General features: G+C 66.5%; 22 protein-coding genes and 1 pseudogene. 11 read left to right on the top strand and 12 right to left on the bottom strand.

Going from position 1 to position 23,819, the window contains the following annotated elements; translation table 11 throughout:
- Positions 1-17: 17 nt before the first annotated feature.
- Both CJ179_RS23810 and CJ179_RS23815 read left to right on the top strand, forming a co-directional pair.
- Complete coding sequence (locus CJ179_RS23810; RefSeq protein WP_095863594.1) at positions 18-800, top strand: enoyl-CoA hydratase/isomerase family protein; 783 nt, start codon at positions 18-20, stop codon at positions 798-800.
- Positions 801-805: 5 nt separating this feature from the next.
- On the top strand, positions 806-1,804 hold the full coding sequence (locus CJ179_RS23815; RefSeq protein ID WP_095863595.1) for an MBL fold metallo-hydrolase: 999 nt from the start codon (positions 806-808) through the stop codon (positions 1,802-1,804).
- A 10-nt stretch (positions 1,805-1,814) separates the two neighbouring features.
- Here CJ179_RS23815 and CJ179_RS23820 read toward each other — a convergent pair whose 3' ends face one another.
- Complete coding sequence (locus tag CJ179_RS23820) at positions 1,815-2,435, bottom strand: LysE family translocator (protein WP_095863072.1); 621 nt, start codon at positions 2,433-2,435, stop codon at positions 1,815-1,817.
- 134 nt (positions 2,436-2,569) lie between these two features.
- Here CJ179_RS23820 and CJ179_RS23825 point away from each other — a divergent pair, with 134 nt between their 5' ends.
- From CJ179_RS23825 to proC, 3 genes are all read left to right on the top strand, one after another.
- On the top strand, positions 2,570-3,022 hold the full coding sequence (locus CJ179_RS23825; protein ID WP_095863073.1) for an Lrp/AsnC family transcriptional regulator: 453 nt from the start codon (positions 2,570-2,572) through the stop codon (positions 3,020-3,022).
- A gap of 284 nt (positions 3,023-3,306) precedes the next feature.
- Positions 3,307-4,185 carry an NAD(P)-dependent oxidoreductase gene (locus CJ179_RS23830; protein WP_095863074.1) on the top strand — a complete coding sequence of 293 codons (879 nt, stop codon included), beginning with the start codon at positions 3,307-3,309 and terminating at the stop codon, positions 4,183-4,185.
- A 68-nt stretch (positions 4,186-4,253) separates the two neighbouring features.
- On the top strand, positions 4,254-5,114 hold the full coding sequence (proC, locus tag CJ179_RS23835; RefSeq protein ID WP_095863075.1) for a pyrroline-5-carboxylate reductase: 861 nt from the start codon (positions 4,254-4,256) through the stop codon (positions 5,112-5,114).
- Between the two features lie 33 nt (positions 5,115-5,147).
- On the opposite strand, the gene CJ179_RS23840 is transcribed toward proC, so the two are convergent.
- From CJ179_RS23840 to CJ179_RS23875, 8 genes are all read right to left on the bottom strand, one after another.
- Positions 5,148-6,137 carry a DMT family transporter gene (locus tag CJ179_RS23840; RefSeq protein WP_179377635.1) on the bottom strand — a complete coding sequence of 330 codons (990 nt, stop codon included), beginning with the start codon at positions 6,135-6,137 and terminating at the stop codon, positions 5,148-5,150.
- Entirely contained in the window at positions 6,124-6,570 is a 447-nt protein-coding gene (locus tag CJ179_RS23845) for a VOC family protein (protein WP_072939305.1), read from the bottom strand. Before CJ179_RS23845 ends, CJ179_RS23840 begins: the two co-directional genes overlap by 14 nt.
- A gap of 7 nt (positions 6,571-6,577) precedes the next feature.
- Positions 6,578-7,381: an NAD(P)H-dependent oxidoreductase gene (locus tag CJ179_RS23850; protein ID WP_095863077.1), complete on the bottom strand. Its 804-nt coding sequence runs from the start codon at positions 7,379-7,381 to the stop codon at positions 6,578-6,580.
- A 113-nt stretch (positions 7,382-7,494) separates the two neighbouring features.
- On the bottom strand, positions 7,495-7,941 hold the full coding sequence (locus tag CJ179_RS23855; RefSeq protein ID WP_095863078.1) for a VOC family protein: 447 nt from the start codon (positions 7,939-7,941) through the stop codon (positions 7,495-7,497).
- A 28-nt stretch (positions 7,942-7,969) separates the two neighbouring features.
- The gene (locus CJ179_RS23860; protein ID WP_095863079.1) at positions 7,970-8,845 is read right to left on the bottom strand and encodes an amidohydrolase; all 876 of its coding nucleotides are present in this window, start codon (positions 8,843-8,845) and stop codon (positions 7,970-7,972) included.
- Between the two features lie 29 nt (positions 8,846-8,874).
- Positions 8,875-10,011, bottom strand: coding sequence for an acyl-CoA dehydrogenase family protein (locus CJ179_RS23865; RefSeq protein WP_095863080.1), 1,137 nt, complete (start codon positions 10,009-10,011; stop codon positions 8,875-8,877).
- A 103-nt stretch (positions 10,012-10,114) separates the two neighbouring features.
- Positions 10,115-11,182, bottom strand: coding sequence for an isocitrate/isopropylmalate family dehydrogenase (locus CJ179_RS23870; protein WP_095863081.1), 1,068 nt, complete (start codon positions 11,180-11,182; stop codon positions 10,115-10,117).
- 38 nt (positions 11,183-11,220) lie between these two features.
- On the bottom strand, positions 11,221-12,675 hold the full coding sequence (locus CJ179_RS23875) for an AMP-binding protein (RefSeq protein ID WP_095863082.1): 1,455 nt from the start codon (positions 12,673-12,675) through the stop codon (positions 11,221-11,223).
- A 232-nt stretch (positions 12,676-12,907) separates the two neighbouring features.
- Between CJ179_RS23875 and CJ179_RS23880 the strand changes: the two genes are divergently transcribed.
- The 6 genes and pseudogenes from CJ179_RS23880 (at position 12,908) to CJ179_RS23905 (ending at position 20,290) form a co-directional block, all read left to right on the top strand.
- Complete coding sequence (locus CJ179_RS23880) at positions 12,908-13,636, top strand: FadR/GntR family transcriptional regulator (RefSeq protein WP_095863083.1); 729 nt, start codon at positions 12,908-12,910, stop codon at positions 13,634-13,636.
- Between the two features lie 117 nt (positions 13,637-13,753).
- The gene (gene pruA, locus CJ179_RS23885) at positions 13,754-15,382 is read left to right on the top strand and encodes an L-glutamate gamma-semialdehyde dehydrogenase (RefSeq protein WP_095863084.1); all 1,629 of its coding nucleotides are present in this window, start codon (positions 13,754-13,756) and stop codon (positions 15,380-15,382) included.
- A 25-nt stretch (positions 15,383-15,407) separates the two neighbouring features.
- On the top strand, positions 15,408-16,559 hold the full coding sequence (locus CJ179_RS23890; RefSeq protein WP_072939281.1) for an FAD-binding oxidoreductase: 1,152 nt from the start codon (positions 15,408-15,410) through the stop codon (positions 16,557-16,559).
- A 528-nt stretch (positions 16,560-17,087) separates the two neighbouring features.
- Positions 17,088-18,935 (top strand): APC family permease, encoded by a 1,848-nt coding sequence (locus CJ179_RS23895; protein ID WP_095863085.1) that lies wholly within the window; start codon positions 17,088-17,090, stop codon positions 18,933-18,935.
- 64 nt (positions 18,936-18,999) lie between these two features.
- Positions 19,000-19,974, top strand: a pseudogene (locus tag CJ179_RS23900) (acetyl-CoA C-acyltransferase); the annotation flags it as partial.
- Between the two features lies 1 nt (position 19,975).
- Positions 19,976-20,290, top strand: a complete 315-nt coding sequence (locus tag CJ179_RS23905; protein WP_083395647.1) for a hypothetical protein — start codon at positions 19,976-19,978, stop codon at positions 20,288-20,290.
- 92 nt (positions 20,291-20,382) lie between these two features.
- Here the strand turns inward: CJ179_RS23905 and CJ179_RS23910 are convergent, their stop codons facing one another.
- From CJ179_RS23910 to CJ179_RS23920, 3 genes are read right to left on the bottom strand one after another with little or no spacing between them, the layout of a single operon-like run.
- Positions 20,383-21,276, bottom strand: a complete 894-nt coding sequence (locus CJ179_RS23910; RefSeq protein ID WP_072939277.1) for an SDR family NAD(P)-dependent oxidoreductase — start codon at positions 21,274-21,276, stop codon at positions 20,383-20,385.
- A gap of 38 nt (positions 21,277-21,314) precedes the next feature.
- Complete coding sequence (locus CJ179_RS23915) at positions 21,315-22,100, bottom strand: alpha/beta fold hydrolase (protein ID WP_143548916.1); 786 nt, start codon at positions 22,098-22,100, stop codon at positions 21,315-21,317.
- Positions 22,097-23,812 (bottom strand): alpha/beta hydrolase, encoded by a 1,716-nt coding sequence (locus CJ179_RS23920; protein ID WP_095863087.1) that lies wholly within the window; start codon positions 23,810-23,812, stop codon positions 22,097-22,099. The genes CJ179_RS23915 and CJ179_RS23920 overlap by 4 nt, the downstream gene beginning before the upstream one ends.
- Positions 23,813-23,819: the final 7 nt, after the last annotated feature.

Consider the following 23,819-nt stretch of genomic DNA (forward strand, 5'->3'; position numbering starts at 1 on the left):
GCCAAACGGAGGACATGATGAGCTGGACAATCGAACGACGTGGTCGCGTCGCCGTCGTCACGATGAACACCAACCCGGTCAACGCGCAGAACCGCGCCTTCTTCGCCGACCTGCACGACGCCTTCGATCGACTCGAACGCGACCACTCACAGTCGCCGGTGGTGCTGACCGGCACCGGCACCCGATTCTCCGCCGGCCTGGACCTGGCCGAGCACTTCCGGCTCTTCGCCGGCGACGAGGCAGCAGTCGCATCCTGGTTCCAGGACTATCGGGCAACCAATATCCGGTTGTTCACCTACCCGAGACCGACGGTGGCCGCGGTGAACGGACACGCCTTCGCCGGAGGTCTCATCACCGCCGCCGTGTGCGATCGCACGGTCGCCGCCGCCGGCGAGGCCCGGTTCGGAATCAACGAGGTCAACATCGGGATCCCGATGCCGGCGGTATATCTGCGGATGCTGGCGTACGCCTGGGGGCAGCCGGTGGCATCCCGGACCTGCCTGCAGGGGGAGATCTTCTCCGTGCACGAGGCACACGAAATGGGGATTCTGCACGAGGTGGTGCCAGCCGACGAACTACTTGACCGGGCCGTCGCCCTCGCCGAGTTGACCCCCGAGGACTGCATCGACAACTACGCCTATACCAAGCAAGCCTTGCAGGCCCCGACCCTGCGTGACATCGCGGACCTGTCCGACCCACTGGACCGGAAGGAACTGGCCGCCGGCATGACGAGCGAGCCGTCCCGGCGCGCCCACCGCCGGTACTGGGAACAGCTCAAGGGCCGCCCCGCCGACTGGTGACCGGAGTGGACACCAATGGCGCAGAACGGTTGCCCGACTGGGTGATCTGGCAGCATCGGCCTTTCCCCGATGCCAACCTACTGCTGATCGACGGGCGGGAAGCGGCGCTCGTCGACAGCGGCTTCGTCGGACACGCGCAGCAGACAGCCGACTGGGTGCGGGCACACAGCAACAACCTCACCCGAGTCGTGAACACGCACTGGCACGCCGACCATGTCGGAGGCAATGCGCTGCTCCAGGCGAGGGGCGCCGGCATTGCGGCCAGCGCCCCGGACGCCGACGCCGTCGCGCGTCGCGACCCGGGCTGCTGTCTCGCGGAGTACCTCGACCAGCCGGTCGCTCCCTACACCGTCGACGAGCCGGTCGACGACGGGCACGTGCTCCGGCTCGGTGACGCCGACTGGGAGGTGGTCCGCACCCCCGGCCACACCCCGGGCCACTTGGCGTTGTGGCAGCCTGAGGAACGGCTACTGGTTGTGGGAGATGCGTTGTCGGACTACGACGTCGGCTGGGTCAACAGTGCCCTCGACGGCCCCGACGCGGCACACGCGGCCCTGCAGTCGCTCCACCGGCTGACCGACCTGCAGCCGCGGGTGCTGCTGCCCGTGCACGGACCGATTCCCGCCGACCCCGGCGCGGCGTTGGCCAGTGCACGGCGCCGGGCGCGACGCCTCGTCGACGACCCGGACGGCGCAGTATGGTACGGAATTCGGCGAATCTTCGCCTTCGCATTGATGATTCGTGACGGAATCTCCGCCGACGAGGTCGAGCCCTACCTGCATGCCCGTGCTTGGCTCGTCGACGCAGGCCGGCTGCTGCGCCTCACCCCCGAGGCGCTTGCCGCCGAACTGGTCGAGACGATGGTGCGCGGTGGTGCCGTGGTCGTTCGGAACATGCGGCTGTACGCGGCGGCCGAGCACACCCCGGTCACGCCGGGAACGCTGCCGGTGCCCTTCCCCCGGGAATGGCAGTCCCCGGCACCCACAGGTCCAGCGCGGCCGTGATGAACGAGCCCTATCCGACCACCCGCTCGACCAGCAGCACGGCCCCGATTCCGATCATCGCGGCACCGGAAATCCAGGTCACACCCCGCGCTGCGGCGGGGCGGGTGCGTAGCACCACCCGCGCACCTGCCCCCACCCCGGTGTAGACGACGGCGCAGCTGGCCGTGTGTACCAAACCGAGCAGCAAAATCTGCAGCGCGAGCGGCCACCGCGCGCCCGCGTCGGTGAACTGCGGAAGCAGAGCCAGGAACAGCAGGAACACCTTCGGGTTCAGCCCGCTGATCCCCAGGCCCTTGACGGCCTGCCGTACCCACGATTCGGGTGCCTGCTCGGGACCGGCCTGCGGCGGCGCCGAAGGTTTTGCGAGCGTCGTGATCCCCAGCCACACCAAGTACGCCGCCCCGACCCCGGTCAACGCGGTCAGCACCAAGGGCGAGCGGGAAACCAGCGTAGCGACGCCGGCCGCCACCACCGCGGTCATCACCAGGTGCCCCGACAACAGACCACCGACCGCCGGCACCACGGTGCGATGCCGCAACCCAGCCGCGATCGCGTACGCCCAATCCGCGCCAGGCGTCAGCACGAACAGAAAAGAAACCGCCCAGAACGCGGCAACGGTACCGATCGCCATAATCTCCCTAGTCCTTCACTCTCGCGGAACACCAGAACGCCCAGCGGTTCCGATAAGAAAGACTAGAAATAATGGAGGAGAAAGTGTTGCCAAAGATTCCCTGAACACCCCACGTTTGGGGAAGAATCTTCCGCATGGACAGCGTTGACAGGAAAATCCTTGCTGAACTCCAGCAAGATGGTCGACTCACCCTCACCGAACTCGCCGACCGGGTCCGCCTCAGCATCTCGCCCTGCCACCGGAGGCTGCGCGCACTGGAGAGCTCCGGCGCGATCACTGGTTACCGCGCGCAGCTCGACGCCCACGCGCTGGGACTCACATTCGAGGCGCTCGTCTTCGTCACCATGCGCGCTGCCGACCGCGACACCATCGAGGCATTCGAACAGGCCGTAGCTGCCATTCCCCATGTCCTGCAGGCTCAACGGCTGTTCGGCGACCCCGACTACCTTCTGCGGGTCATCACCCGCGACCTCCCCGGCTTCCAGGCGCTCTACGACGAAAGCCTCGCCACCCTCCCCGGCGTCCAGCGCCTCAGCTCCACCCTCGTCATGAAGAGCGTTTCCGACAACCGGCCACTGCCCCTGTGAGGGCTGGGAGAGTTCAGTGGGCGCGGGCGGGACTGGCTGGACTGCTCACGGCCGGCAGACGAAATCTGCCGCTCGGCACGACCTCCTCGAGCGTAAGTGGTGTAGCGCGACAACGTCCCCGCCGACGCGACTCGGGAGAACCCGCGTGGTGGTGTTCGGCGAACGTGGAATCGGCCGACCGATAAGCATTGTCATGCGCCGGCGAAAGATAAATCGTCTGCCGCATCGGCCACTGATCGTGCCATCCTCGAAGCAACTCAAGGCTAAGGAAAGTAGGACGCGTCGTGAAGGTTGCAATTATCGGGTGTGGGGAAGTTGGGCGTGCGTATGCCCTGGCCTGTGCGGCCGCCGGCTACGAACTCGTGCTCGTGGACCCTCGTCCGTCGGCTGCGACTACCGCAGTCGCCGATCAGACTCGGGCGGCGCTCCATCTCTCGCCGGACGAGGCCGTCGGCGACGTGGACCGGGTGTGGATCTGTGTGTCCGGAGACCTGGTGAAGACGATTACTACATCTCTGATCGGAAAGTTGCCCGGTCACGCCGTGGTAGTCGATCTGACGACTGCGTCGCCGGACGACAAGCGCGAGTGCTCGGCGACCCTTGCAGCGCACGGCATCGAGTATGTCGATGCCGTGATCATGGGGTCGGTGACGCTGACCGGATCGCGCACCGCGTTGCTGGCTGCGGGCCAGAAGGCCGGAGAAGTACTCGCCGAGTTCGCAGAGTTCGGGGCGCCGGTGCAGACGATGGCCGGCGGCCGGGCGGGTGACGCCGCCGCAATCAAGCTTCTGCGTACGATCCTGACCAAGGGTCTCGAATCACTTGTCGTCGAGTGTTTCATGGCCGCCGAGCAGCAGGGCCTCCGCAGCAATCTCTACGACGTATTGACCGATGTCGACACCATTGGGTTCGTTCCCTTCTTGGAGATGCTGATCACCAGCCATGTTCAGCACGCCGAGCGTCGGATGCACGAGGTGGAGCGGGCCCGCGCCCAACTTGCGGAGATGGGTTGCCCGTCGGTGGTTCTGGCCGGCACCGAGGCGCGCTTCGCTCTGACCTCAGCGGCATTGAAGGACAAGGGCCCTGGACAGCTCGCCGCAGGTGATGTGGCTTCGACCATCGCATGGCTGTTGAACTCGGCTCGGGCATCCGAGACTGTCTGACACGCTCAACCAGTCCGTTAAGCGGACTTCTCTGCGGGCGGTACCCGAGACGCATAGTGCGACAGAGTATGTCGTGGGAAACTTCGTGCGTGAGAGTAACCGTCATTGGTGTCGGCCGGATCGGCGAGGCACTCGTAGCAGGACTGTGTCGAGCGGGGACGTCCGCTGAATCGATCACCGTCATCGGTCGCACTATGGAACGGACATTCGAGGTCGCGCATCGGCACGGGGTACGAGTTGCCGATATGCGAAATCTTCCCAAGGAGTGTGACGTTCTGGTGGTGGCGGTGAAGCCGCAGCAGATCAAGGACGTGTTGCCCGACCTCGGAGTGGCGCTGCACGGATCGACTCGCCGTCCGGTCGTGCTGTCGGTGGTGGCAGGGGTGGCCACCAAGAGAATCGAGCAATTTCTTCCCTCTGTGGTGCCGGTGGTACGCGCGATGCCGAATACCCCGATGACGGTGGGCGCGGCGGTCACTGCGATCGCGCGTGGCGGCGCGGCAACCGAGCGCGATCTGCGGCTGGTCGAGTCCGTGTTGGAGTCTGTCGGTGAGGTACTGCGTGTCCCCGAGGATCAACTCGACGCCGTCACTGCAGTTTCCGGTTCTGGCCCTGCGTACGTGTTCCTCGTGGCGGAGATGATGATCGACGCGGCGATGAAGCTGGGACTGGACCGGGCAACGGCGGACAGGTTGGTGACCGGAACCTTGGCCGGCTCGTCGGCGATGCTCGGTGACGCCGACCCGGTCCAACTGCGGGCGGCTGTGACATCGCCGGCGGGGACAACGGCAGCGGCGTTGGAGGTCTTCGAACAATCCGACATTCGGCAAACGTTCCGAGGAGCATTGACCGCGGCACGTGACCGATCGCTGGAACTGTCCGGCATCGTGCGCCCACCCCTGGCTCCGGCGTCCGCTGACCAGCACTGAGCGGGGTGCCGCCTGCCCGGGGCGGCACCGCCGCTACGAGCGCGTGCGGACCTCGGGATCCGGCACGCTGCGGGCCGAGTCGCCGTGGGGGATCACTTCGGGCTCCTCCCCGCCGACCGGACGTTTCACCCTCCGCGGCGGCATCGCAACCACCCGAATCGCGAGGGTGACCACGACGACACCGACGACCTGGGTGGGGGAGAGGCGCTCGCCGAGGACCACGACGCCCAAGACGACGGCGAGAACCGGTTGGAGCATCAGGAGGCTGGCTCCCACCCCAGGGGTGAGGCGCGGCAGAGACACGCCGACAAGGATCCAGCCGGCGACCTGCCCGACGATCGCGAGTGCGGCGAGCCAGCCCACTGCGGCCCACCCGGGGGACAGGTCGACCGGATCCCAGATGAGGGCGAGCACCGTGCCGGTCGCCCACGCGACGACGGACGAGCAAAATACTTGCGAGGAAGCGCGATTCGGTGGGCACCAGGCACCGATCGCGAAGACGTAGGCTCCGTAACAGATCCCAGCGACCAGGGCCAGCACGGATCCGTACGCGATCGTGTGGAGGTCGGCCGTGGGCTGCGCGATACCAGTGGTGAGGGCCACTCCGGACAGCAGGAACGGGACCGCGACGATGTAGGCCTTCGACGGCCGTTTGCCCGTGATGCACAGCCCCAGCAGGGGAGCGACGACCACCTGGATGTTGACCAGGACGCTGGAGACGCCGGCTCCGACGAGGGCGACCGATTGCGCCCACATCGCCATGTCTACACCCAACAGAACCCCGGCGACCACTTGCACGGTCAGCACCCGTCGAGGCAGCGGGCCGTGCTTGCGGTAGTCGTGCCAGGCGAGAGCCGCGAGAATCGGGACCGCGATGAGGTATCGGACCAGAATCGTCGTGGCGGTCGACACGGAAGCGAGGACGATGAAGATCCCCGAGCCGGCGAGAGCCGCCGCGCCGAGGCCGAGTTGGAGGGTGGGAGGGAGATGCCGGGTTTGGTCTCGGCGGTTAGCGAGCAGCACGGACTTGCAGGGTGACTCCCGCGCCTGCGGTGTCGGTATCGAAGTAGGTGAAGCCGGCGCCGGTGGGCAACCGGCCCCGCAACTTCGGGGACGGGCCGGCGGCGGTGACTCGGGCTTCGGCCGCGTCGACGTCGGGGACGGAGAATCCGAGGTGGAACACCCCTTCGCCGTGTTCGTCGAGGAACCGGCGTTGCAGCGTGTTGCCCTCGGGCGGGCAGCACAGCTGCAGTTGTACATTTCCGAGTTCGGCGTACCGGTACTCGAGCTTCATGAAGTCGTCGACATCGGGGGCCTGCAGGTCGGGGCGGAACGCCTCGAGCGACGGAAACGGGTGCCAGGGGCCGATCCCGAGGGACTCGTAACAGGCCACGGCCCGGTCCATGTCTGCCACGACGACGCAGACGTGATGCAGGTGCTGGAATTCACTGGTCATGGGGCGATTACCTTTCTGTCGCCATGCGCTGGTCGTACTCGTGTGCGGCCTGCTCGAATGTCTGGCCGGCGCGTGGGTTCCACTGGATGCCGGAGCGGGCCTTGATGCCGGGCTTGAGACGTTGGGTTTCGTCGTAGTCCTCCCAGGGGTGGAAGAACAACGGTTCGGCCTCCTCGATGGCCGTCAGGTGTCGCGCAAATCCGTCCAGGTAGCCCTGCCGCTCGTCGGCGCTGACCCGGCCGGGCATCCAGGCCGCGAACGGCGGCAGTACGGTGAAGCCGGTGTAGGCGAGGATCCCGTTGTGGATGGGCCACAGCACGTGGAGCAGGTCGCCGTCGATGCCGTTCGGCTCGTACAGCGTCGAATCGGTCCCGGTTGTCAGGCAGATCATCGCCTTCTTTCCGAAAAAGTGACCCTTGCCGTACTTGCGGCCGGCCGAGTAGGCGAAGCCTCGGGCGAACACCCGGTCCACCCACCCCTTCAGAATGGCCGGCATCGAGAACCACCACACCGGGAAGTGGAAGAGGATCAGATCGGCCTCGGCCACCTTGCGCTGTTCCTGCTCGATGTCGAACGCCTGCGTCCGCGTGGCAAAGGCATGCTCCTGTTCGCGGGAAAGATCCAGGTAGTCGGCGTCGACTCGCTCACCGGTGAAGTCCTGGCTGTCCAGTTCGGCGATCCACTTCATGGCGTAGAGGTCGGAAACGGTCACCTCGTGTCCGAGGTCGGTCAGGGTCCGGACCGCGGTGTCCTTGAGGGCACCGCAGAACGAGCGGCGCTCGGGGTGCGCGAAGACCACGAGAATGTTCATCGGTTGTCTCTCTCGATAGGGAAAGGTGGTCGATGGTCTGACCAACGGTCTCATGTTGGTCGTGGTGAGGTCAAGCGAACCGGCCCGGCGCTTGGGGCGGCCGGGCCGGTTCGTCAGGAGTTCGGACTCTGCCGGATCTCGAGGGTTACTCCGGCCGACGGCGGTGTCTGCAGGTAGGCGAATCCGGTCGAGTCGGGGCGGCGCCCGTACATCCACGGTTCGAGTCCGACGGCGCGAGCGGCCTGGGCTCCTGCGTCGACGTCGTCGACGACGAAGCCGATGTGGAAGACTCCGCCGCCGGTGCGGTCGAGGAATTGTCGCTGCGGGGAGTTGCCGGGTCCGGGTTCACACAGTTGCAGCTGGAGTCCCGGGGCGTCGGTGTACTTGTAGGTCAGGTCCAGGAAGGCATCCAGGTCCGGCACGTCGAGGTCGGTGAATGCGCTGAGCGGCGGGAAATCCTGCCATCCGCCGATGCCGACCTTCTCGTAGAACGCGATCGCAGCGTCGATGTCGGGCACGACGATGCAGACGTGGTGCACCGCGTCGAACGGTGGAGTCATGATGGCGTCCCTTTCAGGTGAGCGGTGCTCAGGGGTGGGTGAATCCGTACAGCCGGTGGGCGTTGGTGGTGAGGATCGCCTCGCGGGTCGCGGGGTCCGGTGCCCAGTCAGGGAGCAGATCCAGAAGGGTGCCGACGTTGGGCATCTGTCCCCAGAACCCGACGTGCGGCCAGTCCGAACCCCACACACAGCGGTCGGGTGCGGCCTCGATCAGGCTCTGCGCGAACGGAATCGTGTCGGAATAGTCCGCCGTTCGCGCCATCCGGAAGGCCCCGGACAGCTTGGCCCACGCGCCGTCTGCCATCAGTTTCAGAAACTGTGTCCATTCGGGTGCGTCGACACCGGCGGCGACGTCGAAGTCGCCCATGTGATCGACCACGTAGGGCACGGTCAGCGTGCGCAGGTTTGCAGCCGCGGCGGCGAGATGCCTTGTGTTGGTGAGGAACTGCAGGTGCCAGCCCATCTCCGCGCAAATGGCGTCGTACCGGGCGAGCTGGTCGAGGCCGATGCCGCCGCCCGACAGGGTGTTGAGCCGCAACCCCACGACACCCGAGTCCTGCAAATGGGCGAGCGTGCGATCGTCGACGTCGGGCGCGACCACGGCGACCGCACGCAGCCGGTTACGGGCCCCCTCGACGGCTTCGAGCATTACCGTGTTGTCTGTGCCGTGCACGCTGATCTGCACCAGCACCCCGTAGGTAGTTCCCACGGCGTCGAGCATCGACAGGTACTGCCCGGCGGATGCCGGTGGCGGGGTGTAGCTGCGCTCGGGGACGAAGGAGTGCCCCACGACGTGCGCGTGGGTATCCACCGCGCCTGCGGGCAGGGCGAACCGTCGCGGCGCGTGCGGGGCTGGGTCCGGCGCCGGGCACACCTGGTCGACTTTGTCCGTTCCGAAATCCATGGGTGTCTATCCTCGCTCTCGGCGTTCGGTCAGCGGGCCGACTTGATCAGGGTCTTGGCGATGGTGTTCTTCAGGACCTCGGACGATCCTCCGGCCACCTCGTAGGCCTTGGCGTCGCGGAAGTAGCGTCCGAACGGTGAGGTTTCCTGGGTACCGGTCGCCCCGCAGACCTGCACGGCCATACTCGCGACCTTCGTGGCCAGTTCGGCGGCAAGCAATTTCGCCGCGGACGAGGACCGCTGGTAGTCCCCGCCGGAGTCGAGGTCGCGGGCGGCCTGGTAGGTGACGAGTCGAGCGGCATCGATCTCCGCGGCGGCCTGAGCGAAATACCATTGGATGCCCTGGAAGTCGATCACGTTGCCGTCGAACGCGGGCCGGGTGCGCACGTACGCGAACGCGTCGTCGAACGCAGCGCGGGCGATGCCCAGTGAAATGCCCGCAGCGAGGGTGCGGCTGTTCGACAAGGTGACCAGGGCCTGCCGCAGCCCATTGCCTTCCACACCGATCAGGGCGTCCCCGGGGATCTCGACGTCGTCGAGGACGAGGTTGACGTGCGGGCCGTTGCGCAGCCCGAAGGTCTGCGCTTCCCGGGTCTGCCGGGTACTGACACCGGGGGCGTCGCGATCGACCGCGAACGTGGAGACCCCGACCGGGGTCTCGGCCAGCACGACGAAGAACTCGGCACGCGACCCGGACGTGATGAATGCCTTCTCCCCGGTCAGCACCCACCCGTCGCGTTCGTTGCCGCGGGCTTTGGTGTCGAGGGTGCGGATGTCGCTGCCGTGCCCGCGCTCGGTCAGCGCGTAGGAGGCGCGCAGGCCGTGCGCATACCGCGGCAGGACCCGTTCCTTGAGGCTGTCGCGGCCGTAGAGTTCGATGATCTTGCTGCTCTGCAGGATCGTGATCAGCGAGACTCCCAGGCTCGCCGACCCGGCTCCGAGTTCCTCGAAGACCCCGAGGGCGTTCTCCATCGACTCGCCCTGGCCGCCGTACCGGGTCGGCAGGGTCATCGCGTTCCAGCCCAGCTTCGCTGTCTGCTCGACCAGGTACACCGGATACACATCCTGGTGGTCGATCTCGTCGGCGACGGGTTTGACCACGTCGTCGCTGAATTGGCGTGCGGGGGCGGCGATCTTCTCGTCGACCAGGTATCTCCAGAAACTCATGGTTCGGCCTTTGCTCGTGATCTCGGTATCGGTGATGAGTCAGGGTTGATGTCGGATGGGTGGCCGGGACGGTTCATCGGGATGACTCCCGCACCCCGAACCCTCAGGCAGGCTGGAGGGCGTGTAGTTCGTCGAGAATCCGCGCGTTGTAGCCATCCATGTCGACGAGTTCCTGCTCGGGTGTGGCGAGGTCGTAGGTGCGCACACCCGACCGGTGGACCACCTCGAGCGCCGAGCGGATCCTGGTTGCCCGGCCCAGGAGCCGCAGGTCGGGGCACCAGTCGAGCAGTGCTGCCAGCGCGAGCCAGGCGCCCGTCGGGTTGGAGCGGCGGGTGCCGGTCCGGTGTGGTGAGGATCCGTGTGCCGGTTCGAACAGTGCGGTGATGCCCGACCCGAAGTTCCGGTCGGGGTTGATCGTGGCGGATCCGCACAGAGCGGGGGAGCCGGCCCGGGCGCAGACGATATCGGAGAGAATGTCGCCGAAAATGCCCTCCGTGGCGATCACAGCGGGCAGCTGCGGATAACTGACCAGTTCGTAGGCTGCGCGATCGACGTTGACGTGATCGAACGCAACCCCGGTCCGGTCGGCGACCTGTTCGGCAGTGGCACGCCACAGCCGTGAGGTCGCGAAGACGCTGGCCTTGTCGACACTGATGTACCGGCGCCCGGGAGCATCTCCGGTGAACCCGGCCGCCAACTCCAATACTTCGCCCACACGAGCGGGCAGGAGCCGGAGCTGGTCGACCGCGGCGCTGACACCGTCGCTCTCCTCGCGCTCGCTGGGATCGGCGTACGCGCCGCCGGTGATGTTGCGGACGATGGTGACATCCTCGCTCAGCTGTGGAACCCACACCGTGCGGACACTGACCCGCAGGTCGAACAGGTTGCGGAGGGAAATCAGCGCCGCCTCCGGATTGGGGCACTCCTCGGCGGCGACCCCAGGATGCGTTCCGACCGCCCCGCTGAGCACGACATCGGCACTGCGGCACGCCTCGATGGTCTCCTCGGGGAGGATCGAACCGGTCGCCTGCCAACCGGCGGTGCCGTAGGGCAACGGCCCGGTCAGCGTGAGCGGAGCACCGGCGGCGGCGAGCCGGCGGAGAAACTCGAGCGGCCCGTCGAGGATCTCACTGCCGATCCCGTCGCCGGGCAGAACTGCGATGACAGTCATGGGGTGCGTCCTTTCGCGGAGGGGAGGATCGTGGGCCGTCAGGACATCGCGGTCCAGGACAGGACCTGCTGCTCGTGCAGAAGCCGACGCTGAACCTTGCCGGCGGCGGCGTCGCGGGGAATCGTCGCCACACGCGCAATGTGCGCGGGACGCATGAACACCGGCAAATCGGCGATGGCGTCGCGGATGGACTCGAGCGGCACGCTGTCGGCGACCACGTAGAGGACGACATCGTCGTCGACCAGCTCACCGGGCTTCTTCCACAATGCGAGGTCGGTGAGAGCGTCGATCGTGCCGAGTCGTTCCTCGACGTACGGGATGGGCACGAACTCGCCCTTGACACGGATGCTTTCGGCCGCCCGCTCGAGGAACACCAGGCCACCCTGGTCGTCGCGTCGGCCGAGGTCGCCGGTGGCGAACCAGCCGTCCTCGTCGCGGCTCGGGTCGACGGCGCCGTCCCGGAAGTACCCGGCGAACAGGGTGTTCGGCGCGCTCTCGCGTACGTAGATCTGACCGTCGTCGTCGAGATGGTCCTCGACGTCGGCTCGGGTCTGTCCGCCGAATCGACTGGCGTTGGAGGGGATCTCGGATTCATCGGTGAGTGACCAGCGGTGCAGGTGGCTCACTCCGGCTGCCTCGGTGGAGCCGTATCCAGATACGGCGACGGGAATGCCGAAGCGGGACATGAATTCCCGGTCGGCGTAGAACATGGTGTGGACCCTGTGTTCACCGGAGTCGGCGGTCGTCGTGGCGCGCTTGAGGATTTCCACGGGCGGTGCGTGCAGCGCCAGCGCGGTCACCCCGTGCTCGCGGACAGCCGGCCAGAAGCCGCTGGCCGAGAACTTCCGGACTGTCAGGGCGTCGGCGCCGGCGCACAGGGCGCCGATGATGCCGTATCCCATCGGATTGATGTGGAACAGTGGCAGCGGAGCGAGCATCCGGTCGCCTGCCTGCAGGTCGAGGGCTTCGGCCATCGCCGAACCCAACCTCAGGAAGTACTCGTGGGTCTGGGCGCAGAACTTCGGCAGCCCGGTGGTTCCGGAGGTGTGCATGAAGGAGGCGAGGTCCGACGGTGCAGCGTCGAGGCCGGGGCTGGACTGCGGGTCGACCGGTGCCCACTCCCGAGCCGTCGACAGTGGGAAGGTGCGCATCGTCGCGGGGAGAGTGTCGAGGTCGGTGAACACGGCGGCCGGATCCAGGCGCTCGAGCATCTGCGCGAGCAGTTCCGGCGGATACGTGGGGTTCACCAGGGCCACCGGGGTGCCCGAGAGCAGACACGCCATCCACACCAGCATGTACTCGGTGGAGTTGTTCGCGACGATGGCCAATCGCTGATCACGCCGAATGCCCAGTTCCTGCAGTTCCTGCGCACCTGCGGCGGCGATGCGGACCGCGTCGGACAGGAGGATCTGGTCGTCGACGGTGCCCACCCGGAGATCGGGTCGATCCGATGACCGTTGCAGAAGGAGTTGGGCGAGGTTCGTGGTGCTCATGTCGTCTCTTCCGGGCTGGAGGGCAGGGCGTCGTCACACCGCGAACGGGCTGGCCGCGGGCGGTGGAAGGTCGCTCCCTGGAGCTGGTTGCACAGTCGATGGTCGCCGACGGATTCAGATAAGAGAACGGCCCTCAGCTAGCGTCAGCGGTAAGCGAAACTTATGTCTCGTGTCGGTCGACATGCCCCGTTGGGGCTGATGACCTCGGGCGCCGCTGTGATACACATACGCCATGTCCACAGCCTCTCCCTTCGGCGCCGACTTCGAGTCGCTGCTCTCACCCGCGGTCCGCACGACGTCAGTGGACGACGTGGTCGCTAAGCTTCGCGAGATTCTGCTGACCGGCGGGGTGGCCCCGGGGGAGAAGCTTCCGAGCGAACGGGAGTTGGCCCGGTTGCTGCAGGTCAGCCGGACCACAGTCCGTGAGTCTCTGCGCACACTCGAGGCGCATGGGCTGATCACCATACGTCTCGGTGGCAGCGGTGGCGCATTCTTCAACCCCCCGGACCCGGGCCTGATGGGCTCGGCGTTGGCGATGCTCCTCGCGTTCGAGTCCGTGTCCGAGGAGGACCTCACCGACTACCGCATCGACTTCGAGCAGGAAAACGCTGAGCTGGCGGCCCGGCGGGCCACGGACGACGAGATGGCGGGCCTGCAGACGATCCTCGACGAGGTGCGCGAACTGGGCTCCTCCGGCTCGACCGACTGGGACCGGGTGCGCGCCCTGGATCTGACCGTCCACGAACTGCTGCCGAGACTTTCCCACAATGCCGTCCGCGTGGCGATCTCGGCGGGCATCCACGACGCACTCGCCCGTAGCTTCGCGCAGGTCGAGCCGAGCGCGTCGAGCCCGGAGCTGCTGCGGGACGAAGTGATCGAGCTGCTCACCAAGGTCATTGCGCGTGACGGTGACGGTGCCCGCGCGGCGATGGCAGGGCATCTGCGGCGCTGGCGTTCGTAACGCCGTTAACAAACTTAGTGGCCGCCGTAACAAACCGTTAACTGCTGTGCATTGACTCACTCGTACCACTATGGGACCGTTGGTCAGACCATCGACCACCCCCTCTGGAGACGATTGATGAATATTTCCGCCGGCCGTACCGGCCTCTTTCCCATCGGCCCCACCGATCCCTACGCCTTCGCTACCGGCTCGACCGAGCGCGCGGAGATCGCCGCCGCGCTCGACGAGATCCGCAACACCGACTTCCAGGTCGCGAGCAACATCGCCGGCAAGGAGGTCCGCACCGGCCGCACCATGGCCATCCAGGCGCCGCACAACCACTCGCAGAAGCTCGGTGAGCTCGACCTGGCCGGCCCGTCCGAGACCCAGGCCGCGATCGACGCCTCGCTCGATGCGGCCCGGTGGTGGGGCACCCTGCCCTGGGAGGAGCGGGTCGCCCCCTTCCTCAAGGCAGCCGACATGCTCGAGCACGGCCCGTGGCGGGCCAAGCTCAACGCCGCGACGATGCTCGAACTGTCCAAGACCACCTACCAGGCCGACATCGACGCCGCCTGCGAGACAGTCGATTTCATCCGCGCGAATGTCAAGAACATGCTCGACATGTACGAGACGCAGCCCGGCTCGCAGGCAGGTGCGTGGAACCGAATCGAGTACCGGCCGCTGGAGGGCTTCGTCTTCGCGGTCACCCCGTTCAACTTCACGTGCATGAACAACCTCGCGTTCGGGCCCGCAGTGCTGGGCAACACCGTGGTGTGGAAGCCGGCCGAGAGCGCCTCGCTCGTCGCCCACCTGTCTCTGCAGTTGCTGCGTGAAGCCGGTCTGCCGGACGGTGTCATCAATGTCGTCTACGGCACCGGCGGCGACGTGGGCCCCACCGCCCTCGGCAACGAACACCTCGCCGCCGTCCACTTCACCGGTTCCACCGGGACCTTCCAGCACATGTGGCAGGAGGTCGGCAAGAACGTCGGAACGTACCGCAACTACCCGCGAGTGGTCGGCGAGACCGGTGGTAAGGACTTCATCCTGGCCCACCCGAGCGCCGATCTCGAGGCGTTGGCAGTCGCCTGTATCCGCGGCGCCTACGAGTTCCAGGGCCAGAAGTGCTCGGCTGCCTCCCGGCTCTACGTGCCGCGCAGTCTGTGGCCGCGCCTGAAGGATCGGCTCATCGCGCTGACCGAACAGATCAAGGTCGGCGACCCCACCGACCCCGAGGTCTACGTCGGCGCCGTCATCAACGGCCGCCAGCACGCCAAGCACACCGAGATCCTCGCGCGGGCTCGCGCCGAGAAGGCCGTGGTCGTCGGCGGTAACACCGACGACAGCGTCGGCTGGTTCGTCGACCCGACAATTCTCGAGGTCACCGATCCCCACTCGCCGCTGATCACCGAGGAGATCTTCGCCCCGGTTCTGACCACCTATGTGTACGAGGACTCCGACTGGAACGACGTACTGCGTCTGGTCGACACCTCGACGCCGTACGGCCTCACCGGCGCCGTGTTCGCCGAGGATCGTCGCGCGGTCGAAGAGGCCGACGCCGCCCTGCGGTACACGGCAGGCAACTTCTACGTCAACGACAAGCCCACCGGCTCCGTCGTCGGCCAGCAGCCGTTCGGCGGTGCGCGCGCGTCGGGCACCAACGACAAGGCCGGCACGGTGTGGAACCTGATTCGTTTCGCCAGCCCGCGGACCACGAAGGAAAACCACCTGAGGGTGACGGACTACCGCTACCCCCACCTCGAGAAGTAACGTCCGATTCACGACAGGAAACGTCATGACCAATCCAACCGTGTACGACGTCGTGGTCGTCGGAGCCGGCATCATCGGTGCCAGCTGTGCACACCACCTGGCCCAGCAGGGGCATAAGGTCGCCGTGCTCGAGGCGAAGGCCGGTGCCGCCGAGGGCAGCACCGGGCTGTCGTTCGCCTCGGTCCGTGCGCAGTGGGCCGACGGCCTCAACACCGAGCTGTCCTGGCGCAGCATCCGCTTCTATCGCGACTTCCAGGACCGGCACGGCATCGACATCGGGTACCAGCCCAACGGGTACCTGTTCCTTGTGCCGGAAGCGAACTGGGAACGTCAGCTCCACGCTGTCGAGCTCCAACGCGCCCACGGTGTCCCGGTCGAGGTCCTCGACGTCGACCGGGCCCAGAAGATCACCCCCTTCGACCCGGCCGGAATCGGCGGGGCCACCTGGGGGACGGCCGATGGGCAGATCGACCCACACAGTGCGACGAACGCCTTCCTCGCGCTCGCTCGCGGCAAGGGCGCCGACGTCTTCTTCAAGGCACCGGTGGACGCGATCGACAAGGCCGGCGAGCTGTGGACCGTCTCGGCGGGCGACCGCGCGGTTACGGCCCGCCATGTGATCAACGCAGCGGGCGGTTGGGCGGGCGAAGTCGCGGGTCTCGCAGGGCTCGACGTGCCCGTGGTGCATTCCCGCCGCAACGTCTACGCCACCGCCGAGGGCGCCCTCGATTCGTACGTGCCGATGACGGTGGACCTGGCGACGGGTGTGTACATGCGCAGCGAAGGTAGGCGACTGCTCTTCGCCGGCGCCAAGCCCACCGAGGTCGACGGATACAACACCGCGATCGACTGGCCCTGGATGGAGGAGTTGCTGGCGCTGGCCGCCGACCGCTTCCCCTGGCTGGTGGAGCTGCCACTCGATCGCCGCGCCTGCTGGGCGGGCACCTACGAGAACACCCCCGATCACGACGGCATCGTCGGCGCCGACCCACGAGAACCGCAGTGGATCAACGCATGTGGCTTCTCCGGGCACGGCCTGATCCAGGCGCCGGAGATCGGTCGACTCGTCACCGAGCAGGTCACCACCGGGGCCATTACCAGCATCGACCTGTCCGAGCTGTCCCTGACCCGATTCCAGACCGGTGCCATCGAGAATTCGGTGTCGCTGGTCTTCTGACCGGCGTAGGGGTACGGCTCCCGCCCGAACCCTCCAGGTCACCGGCCAGGCCTCAGTCCTGCCGACGGCCGCATCGAGAATCGGACACGGCGAATGGTGCGGGCAACAATGCACCACGCCATCGCCGCGCCCAACCCCGAAAAGCCAGGGGGAGGCGGCAAGTTCAATGACGCACTCGCTGCCTTCCTCTGGCCGGGGAGTAATCTCCCCGCTCCAGGTTGCCCGTCCTCGACGTGGCAAGACTCCCAGATCCCCTTCTGTCCGCGCCCTTTCGGCCCGGCAGAGTCACAGGGCGAGAACACTTCCGACTCCGGAGGTAAGCGAATGCACTCGCTGCCATCACTCAGGATGAACGCTCTCAGGTGACTGTGTTCTCCGTCACCAACGCCCTGTAATCTTCGATCTGTCCTCCTCCGGCGCTTCGGATTTCGAATCCGAACCGGATGCAGGGCACCCCCGCCCTCCCTCCCCTCAGCGCTCATGTGCCGAAGAAACTGCCGGCGCCGCTGATCACGAAACAGGAAACTCATGGCACTTTCATCCGCACCATCGGGTGGCATCGCCGCCCCGGGAGCGTCGTCGGAGAAATTGACGCGCTCGATGTCCCTGACCAACCTGATCTTCCTCGGTGTGAGTGCGCAGATCGGCTCCGGGTGGTTGTTCGCCGTTCTGTCCGCCGCAGGGGCCGCAGGACCGGCCGCAGTCTTGTCCTGGGTACTCGCAGCTCTACTTTTCGGTGTCATCGCGATGCCCTGGATGGAACTGGGCGCCATGCTCCCCCGCTCGGGCGGACCGGTCCGGTACCCGAGTCTGTCGCACGGCATGATGACCGGCTGGCTGGTCGGCGGCGCGTACTGGATCGCCACCGTCGCGGTCACTACCCTCGAGGCCCAGGCAGTGCTGACCTATGTCAGCAGCAACTGGCCTGAACTCGGGTTAATGCACGAGGTCGACGGGCTCGAGATCCTGACCTGGCCGAGGGGCATCCTCGCCGGTGTCGCCATCCTCGCCGTCTTCACCGTCCTCAACATCTTCGGCATCAAAATGCTCAGTGAAGCGAACCGTTGGATCACGCTGTGGAAGATCGCGATCCCGACGCTGACCTTCATCCTGCTGTTCACCGCATTCCGCAGCTCCAACTTCACCGAGACCGGATTCTTCGCCATGGGCTTCGACGGCGTCCTCCACGCCATCCCCGCCACCGGTATCGCCTTCGCCTACCTCGGCTTCCGCCAGGTCCTCGACTTCGGCGGCGAATGCAAGAACCCGCAACGCAACATCCCCATCGCCATCGCCGCATCCATCCTCATCCCGATGGTCGTCTACGTGCTGCTCCAGGTTGCGTTCATCGGAGCACTGGACTGGGCCGCCGCCGGCCTGGCACCGGGCCAATGGGGATCGCTGCTGTCGAGTGACTGGGCATCGGCACCACTGTTCCAGGCCCTGATCGCCGCCGGGTTCGGCGGATTCGGCACACTGCTCCTGATCGACGCGATCGTCTCCCCTGCCGCAACCGGGTGGGTGTTCCTCGGTAGTGCCACCCGGTCGACCTACGCACTGTCCGAGCACGACATGGCACCGTCGCTGCTGCAGCGACTGAACCGATTCGCCGTGCCGTGGATGTCGCTGCTCGTCTCCTTCGCCGTGTCCTGCCTGTTCCTGCTCCCGCTGCCGAGCTGGTACCGCCTCGTCTCCATCGTGTCGGTGGCACTGCTGCTGAGCTACCTCGTCGGCAGCTCCAGCATGATGGTTCTCCGCCGCACCGCCCCGGACCTGCCGCGTCCCTTCCGCCTCCGAAATGCCGGACTCTGGGCGCCCGCCAGCTTCGTGGCAACCCTGATCCTGGTGTACGTCGCCGGCTTCTCGACCGTCCTCAACCTGGCCATCGTGGTCTTCGCGGGTACCCCGGCATACGTCGCATACATCGCCGTACGACAGGGTTGGATCACCCGCGCTCGCGCGTACAGCTGGTCCGCAGTATTCCTCGCGGCGTGGGGCTTCGTGAGCTGGCAGGGTGGATGGTTCATGACGGTCAGCGGCGGCCAGCGAGAAGGCGCCTGGGATACCCCCGCCTATCTGGTGGCCTGCACGGCAGTGCTCGCCGTCGGCGGGATCGTCCTCTACCTGATGAGTAACACCGTTGGCCGCGTGCATGTTTCCCGGTCGACCTGGTTCGTCACGTTGCTGGTGGCCGTGCTCTTCCTGTCCTTCTACGGAAGCTACGGGCCGCTCGACCACCCCGCCTTCGGTGAAGGCTGGGACCTGATCCCGGTGACGGTCGCAGGCCTCGCAGGCTACTACTGGTCGGTTGCCTCCGGCTTCCAGACCGACGAAGTGCGGGAAAATCACCTCGAAGACGACGTCGTCCCGGTGTGATTCCTCGAAGGGGGCGGCGCCGACCGGTGCCGCCCCCTTCGACGTTGATACAGGCCCCGCCGACCGCCGCGTCGCCCTCGCCGCCGGACTTCCGGAGAAGACGCCGGCGTATACCGTCAACCGGTTGTGCGGGTCCGGTCTGCAGGCGGTGTGGTCGGCGGCGCAGCAGATGCGCTGGGGTGGGGTGAACTTCGCCCTCGCCGGCGGCGACGAGAGCATGTCGCGGATGCCGTTCTACGACTTCTCGGCGCGCTCCGGCTACAAGCTCGGCGACCGGACACTGGTCGACGGCACCGTCGCGATTCTGACCGACCCGTTCGGTGGGGTGCACATGGGCCGCACCGCCGAGGCCGTGGCCCGCACGTACGACATGAGCCGGGAGCAGCAGGACGAGTTCGCCGTCGAATCCCAGCGCCGCGCCGCCACCGACGCCGCGCGGGCGGCGTTCGCGGAGGAGATCACCCCGGTGCAGATCGGGGGCCGGCGTCCCAAGACGGTCGAGGTCGACGAGCATCCCAAGCCCGACACCACCCTCGAGACCTTGGCGAAGCTGCGGCCGGCGTTCGAGGAGGGCGGGTCGGTGACCGCCGGCAACGCGTCGGGGATCAACGACGGCGCCGCGGCGCTGGTGCTGGCCACCGAGTCCGCCGCCCGGGAGAGGGGCCTGACCGGGCTGGTGACGCTGGAGGCGGTCGCGACGGCGGCGATGGACCCGGCGCTGATGGGGTACGCCCCCGTGCTGGCGTTGCAGAATTTGTTCGAGCAGACCGGGACCACCCCCGGTGATATCGATGTGATCGAGTTGAACGAGGCGTTCGCGTCGCAGGCGGTCGCGGTGATCCGGGACGCGAAGCTGAGCCCGGAGAAGACCAACCCGTACGGTGGGGCGATCGCGTTGGGTCACCCGGTCGGGGCGACCGGGGCGATCCTGAGTCTGCGGATCGCGAAGGACATGGTGCGCCGCGACCTCGAACTCGGCATCGTCACCATGTGCATCGGTGGCGGCCAGGCCCTCGCCGCCCTCTTCCGAAGGATCTGACATGAGAAATGTTCAACGACCGGCAACGACTCGACGGCCGATCAACCATCTCGGCCGTCGTCGAGGTATCGCTACCGTCTGCCGCGAGGAGAGCGCCCTCGTCGAGTTCGCTTTGACGTGGCTACCTTTCGGCACTATCGCGAACGAACACCTTTGGGTCGAGTTCGGGATGACCCCCAGTCGGTATGTGGATCGTCTCGCCGAGGCGCTCGAGGGGCCGGTCCGGCGCACGCTCCATCCGGAAACCCTCCAGGAGCTCAAACGCTTCGTCTCGCATCAGATGATCGAGCGCCGCCGGAGGAACCATCAGGACTGACAGGCAGATTCGAACTCGACGGGTTTCGCCGGCGGGAGTCGAGCACGGAAGCACGTGCGGGCAGCGACGTGGTCGCTGCCCGCACCCGCTTGTCAGCTGAGCGCGCGGGCGATGATCGCCGTGGCCATGTCCAATGACGTGGGCTCGTGATATGTGCTCTGATCCTCGATTTGGGAGAGCTGGTCACGGACCGCTTCCGCCGTCAGCTCCTCCAGAATTGCCCCCGAGGTTTCTCCGACGAAGATCTTTGCAACCCGGCCGCCGGCGACCGAGTACACGGCCCCGGAGACGGGGCAGTCCTCGTGTGCGAGGAACGCAACCACCGGGCTGACGCCTTCCGGCGTCACGTGTGCTGTCAGATCGCCCAGCAGCCCCGCCGTCATGCGGGTCGCGGCTATCGGCGCGATTGCGTTCGCGACGATGCCGTAGGCCGCCCCTTCCAGCGCGAGAACGCGGGTAAGGCCTGCGATCCCCGCCTTCGCGGCGCCGTAGTTTGCCTGCCCGAAATTGCCGAACAGGCCGGAGGCCGAGCTGGTGTTGACGATGCGGCCGTAGCCCGCCTCCCGCATGGCACGGAAGGCGGGTTGGGTGACAAACAGTGTTCCCTTGAGGTGAACGTCGATGACGGCGTCGATCATCGCGCCATCCATCTTGTGAAAGGCCTTGTCCCGCAGAATACCTGCATTGTTGACCAGAACGTCCAGTCGGCCGAACTCATCGAGTGCCGTCTGGACGATCGCGCGACCGCCCTCTTCCGTGGCGACGCTGTCACGGTTGGCGACAGCCGTACCGCCGAACGCGGTGATCTCGTCGACGACGGCCTGCGCCGCGTCCGTCGACTGTCCGTCACCATGTAGCGAGCCACCCAGGTCATTGACCACCACCCGCGCGCCCCGGCGCGCGAGTTCGAGGGCGTGCGATCGGCCCAGACCGTTGCCGGCTCCGGTCACGATGGCTACGCGTTCGTCGAAATGTAGCGAGGACAACTGAACTCCTTCGGTAGTTTCCGTACAATCTGTGGGGCTCACCAACACGGGCTGAGGCCGGCGTCGTCATCTACCGCCACGTCCTCGGCGACGGGCCCATCGAGAAATCGCAACACCCGCATGGCGACTGGGTTCGCGACATCCGGGCGTTGCAGGTCGTGTCCCGCCGGAACGACGGATATCACCGCGTTCGGTATCCGCGCGGCAAGCAGGTGACTGTTCGTCGGCGGCACGATCCGGTCGTACTCACCGCACACCACCAGCGTCGGCGCCGAGATCGATCCGAGCAGGGGGATACTCGACCAGTTCGCTACTGCCGCGACCTGCCAGAGCGCACCGACCGTACGTGCCAGCCCCCAGCGACGAGGATTGCGCTGATCGATAGTAGTGGCCCACAGCTTTTTTCCGGGACCTGGTGTTGCCCCACGACCGCAGGAGGTGGACAGCAAGGCCAGTCTGCGGACTCGTTCGGGTGAGCTGAAGGCGAACTGCTGGGCGATCGCGCCGCCGTGCGAGAAGCCGACGACATCGGCCCGTGCGACGCCCACCGCGTCGAGCACGTCGGCGACGACGTCCGACAGTGCCTGCATCGACAACGGCAGCTTCGGAGTTTTCGACGCGCCGACGCCGGGGGCGTCGAACGATACGATCATCCGCTCGCCCAGCACAGGGGTGAAGGCCGACCAACTCGCCATGGGTCGCGCAAGACCGTTGAGCAGGACCACCGGGTTACCGGATCCGCTCACGTGCACCGCAACCTGCTGTCCGTGCCGAGTCGCCACCTCGAATGTGGCGGAGGTCGGCTCCGTGTTCGCCACTGTCACGCCTCCTCCTGCACGTAGACGCCGGGCGCGTCGTCGAGCGGCGGATACGTCGCGTTGCCGAGCGCCGGTGGCGCCGGCTGTTTCGCGCCGGCTCGGTCGGCGAGCCACGTCGCCCAGTCCAGCCACCACGTGCCGTCCCGCAGCTCGGCGGCGGCCTTCCACTCGTGGGGATCGCCGCTGTGTGCCTCATTGACCCAGTGCTTGGCCTTCGGGCTCGGCGGGTTGACGATTCCGGCGATGTGCCCGGACGTGCTCAGAACGAACCGGCTGTCCCCGCCGAGCAGGTGGGTGGTCTTGTAGCTCGACGTCCACGGCACGACATGGTCGTCGACCGCCGCCACGATGTAGCTGTCGATGTCCACCTTCGAGGGATCGAGGAGCTCCCCGTTGATCTCGAACTCGCCCCGCGCAAACTCGTTACGCAGGTAGCACGAGCGCAGATACTCCCCGTGCATGCGTGCGGGCATGCGGGTGGAATCGGCATTCCAGGCGAGCAGGTCGAACGCGGGAGGCTTGTTGCCGAGCAACCAATTGTTGATCACGTACTGGAAGATCAGGTCGTTGGCGCGCAGGGTGCTGAAGGTGCGTGCCATTTGCGACGAATCGAGATACCCCTTCCGGGCCATCTGCGTCTCCAACGCCACGATCGTGTTCTCATCGGTGAACGCGCCGAGCACTCCCGGCTCGGTGAAGTCGGTGTGAGTATTGATGAAGGTCGCGGATCCGATGGACGGATCGTCCTGGGCTGCGTTGTATGCCAGACCCAGCGCGGTGAGGGTGCCACCCAGGCAGATGGATACGGGGTTGACCGTCTCCGAGCCGGTGATTTCGCGGACGACTCGGACCGCGTCGAGCGGGCCGTCGAAGAGATAGTCGCGGAACCCGAGGCCACTCATCGATGCATCCGGGTTGCGGTAGCTGATGGCGAAACAGGTGTGGCCGTGCTGAACCGCCCATTCGATCAGGCTCTTTCCCGGTGCCAGGTCCATGATGTAGAACTTGTTGATCCACGGCGGGCAGAACAGCAGTGGGGTCGCGTACACATCGGGGGTTTGCGGCGTGTACTGGATGAGCTCGATCAGATCGCTGCGGTAAACAACGGATCCGGGTGTGGCGCCGAGATCGACGCCCACCGCGAACTGTGACCGATCGACCTGCGACGGCCACCCTCCGTTGTGCCGGAGATCGTGCAGAAAGTTCCGAAGACCACGCACGAGACTGAGCCCACCGGTGTCGAAAGCCTTGCGGATCGCTGCCGGGTTGCCGGGGAGGGTGTTGGTGGGGCTGAGGGCGTCCAGAATGAACCGGGCGGCAAACCGTGCTTTGACCGCGGTGTCCTCATTCAGTTCGGCGCCGTCGATGAGCTCGTTGACCAGGTGTTCGAGAAGCAGGTACTGCTGTGCCAGGTAAAAGTACGCGGCGTTCTCCCGATACGCATTGTCGGAGAACCGCTTGTCACCGGGCTTGGGCACTATCGGTCCCGGATTGTCTCGGCCGATCGCCCGTCCGGCGGCAGTGCGCAGCGCACTGCCGGAGCCGAGTAGGAGCCGACAATGCGCGGCAGCGGTTCCACTGGGGTGCTTCAGCGCGCCGATGCCTGCTGCTCCGAGTGAGCGCAGGAACGCTGCAGGGTCGACATCGGAGGTGGTGATTCTCAGCGCCCCGAGATCACGCGGCGGTGTCCACGATGGGATGGCTTTCAGGATCGACACGGACGTA

It is taken from the genome of Rhodococcus sp. ACS1 (assembly GCF_002300155.1).
Classification (GTDB): domain Bacteria; phylum Actinomycetota; class Actinomycetes; order Mycobacteriales; family Mycobacteriaceae; genus Rhodococcus_F; species Rhodococcus_F koreensis.

Bases quoted from the DNA above. Each gene is read 5' to 3' on its own strand.
- CJ179_RS23810 (WP_095863594.1), top strand. From the start codon at position 18: ATGAGCTGGACAATCGAACGACGTGGTCGCGTCGCCGTCGTCACGATG.
- CJ179_RS23820 (WP_095863072.1), bottom strand. From the start codon at position 2,435: ATGGCGATCGGTACCGTTGCCGCGTTCTGGGCGGTTTCTTTTCTGTTC.
- CJ179_RS23825 (WP_095863073.1), top strand. From the start codon at position 2,570: ATGGACAGCGTTGACAGGAAAATCCTTGCTGAACTCCAGCAAGATGGT.
- proC (WP_095863075.1), top strand. From the start codon at position 4,254: ATGTCGTGGGAAACTTCGTGCGTGAGAGTAACCGTCATTGGTGTCGGC.
- CJ179_RS23845 (WP_072939305.1), bottom strand. From the start codon at position 6,570: ATGACCAGTGAATTCCAGCACCTGCATCACGTCTGCGTCGTCGTGGCA.
- CJ179_RS23850 (WP_095863077.1), bottom strand. From the start codon at position 7,381: ATGAACATTCTCGTGGTCTTCGCGCACCCCGAGCGCCGCTCGTTCTGC.
- CJ179_RS23855 (WP_095863078.1), bottom strand. From the start codon at position 7,941: ATGACTCCACCGTTCGACGCGGTGCACCACGTCTGCATCGTCGTGCCC.
- CJ179_RS23860 (WP_095863079.1), bottom strand. From the start codon at position 8,845: ATGGATTTCGGAACGGACAAAGTCGACCAGGTGTGCCCGGCGCCGGAC.
- CJ179_RS23865 (WP_095863080.1), bottom strand. From the start codon at position 10,011: ATGAGTTTCTGGAGATACCTGGTCGACGAGAAGATCGCCGCCCCCGCA.
- CJ179_RS23870 (WP_095863081.1), bottom strand. From the start codon at position 11,182: ATGACTGTCATCGCAGTTCTGCCCGGCGACGGGATCGGCAGTGAGATC.
- CJ179_RS23875 (WP_095863082.1), bottom strand. From the start codon at position 12,675: ATGAGCACCACGAACCTCGCCCAACTCCTTCTGCAACGGTCATCGGAT.
- CJ179_RS23880 (WP_095863083.1), top strand. From the start codon at position 12,908: ATGTCCACAGCCTCTCCCTTCGGCGCCGACTTCGAGTCGCTGCTCTCA.
- pruA (WP_095863084.1), top strand. From the start codon at position 13,754: ATGAATATTTCCGCCGGCCGTACCGGCCTCTTTCCCATCGGCCCCACC.
- CJ179_RS23890 (WP_072939281.1), top strand. From the start codon at position 15,408: ATGACCAATCCAACCGTGTACGACGTCGTGGTCGTCGGAGCCGGCATC.
- CJ179_RS23895 (WP_095863085.1), top strand. From the start codon at position 17,088: ATGGCACTTTCATCCGCACCATCGGGTGGCATCGCCGCCCCGGGAGCG.
- CJ179_RS23905 (WP_083395647.1), top strand. From the start codon at position 19,976: ATGAGAAATGTTCAACGACCGGCAACGACTCGACGGCCGATCAACCAT.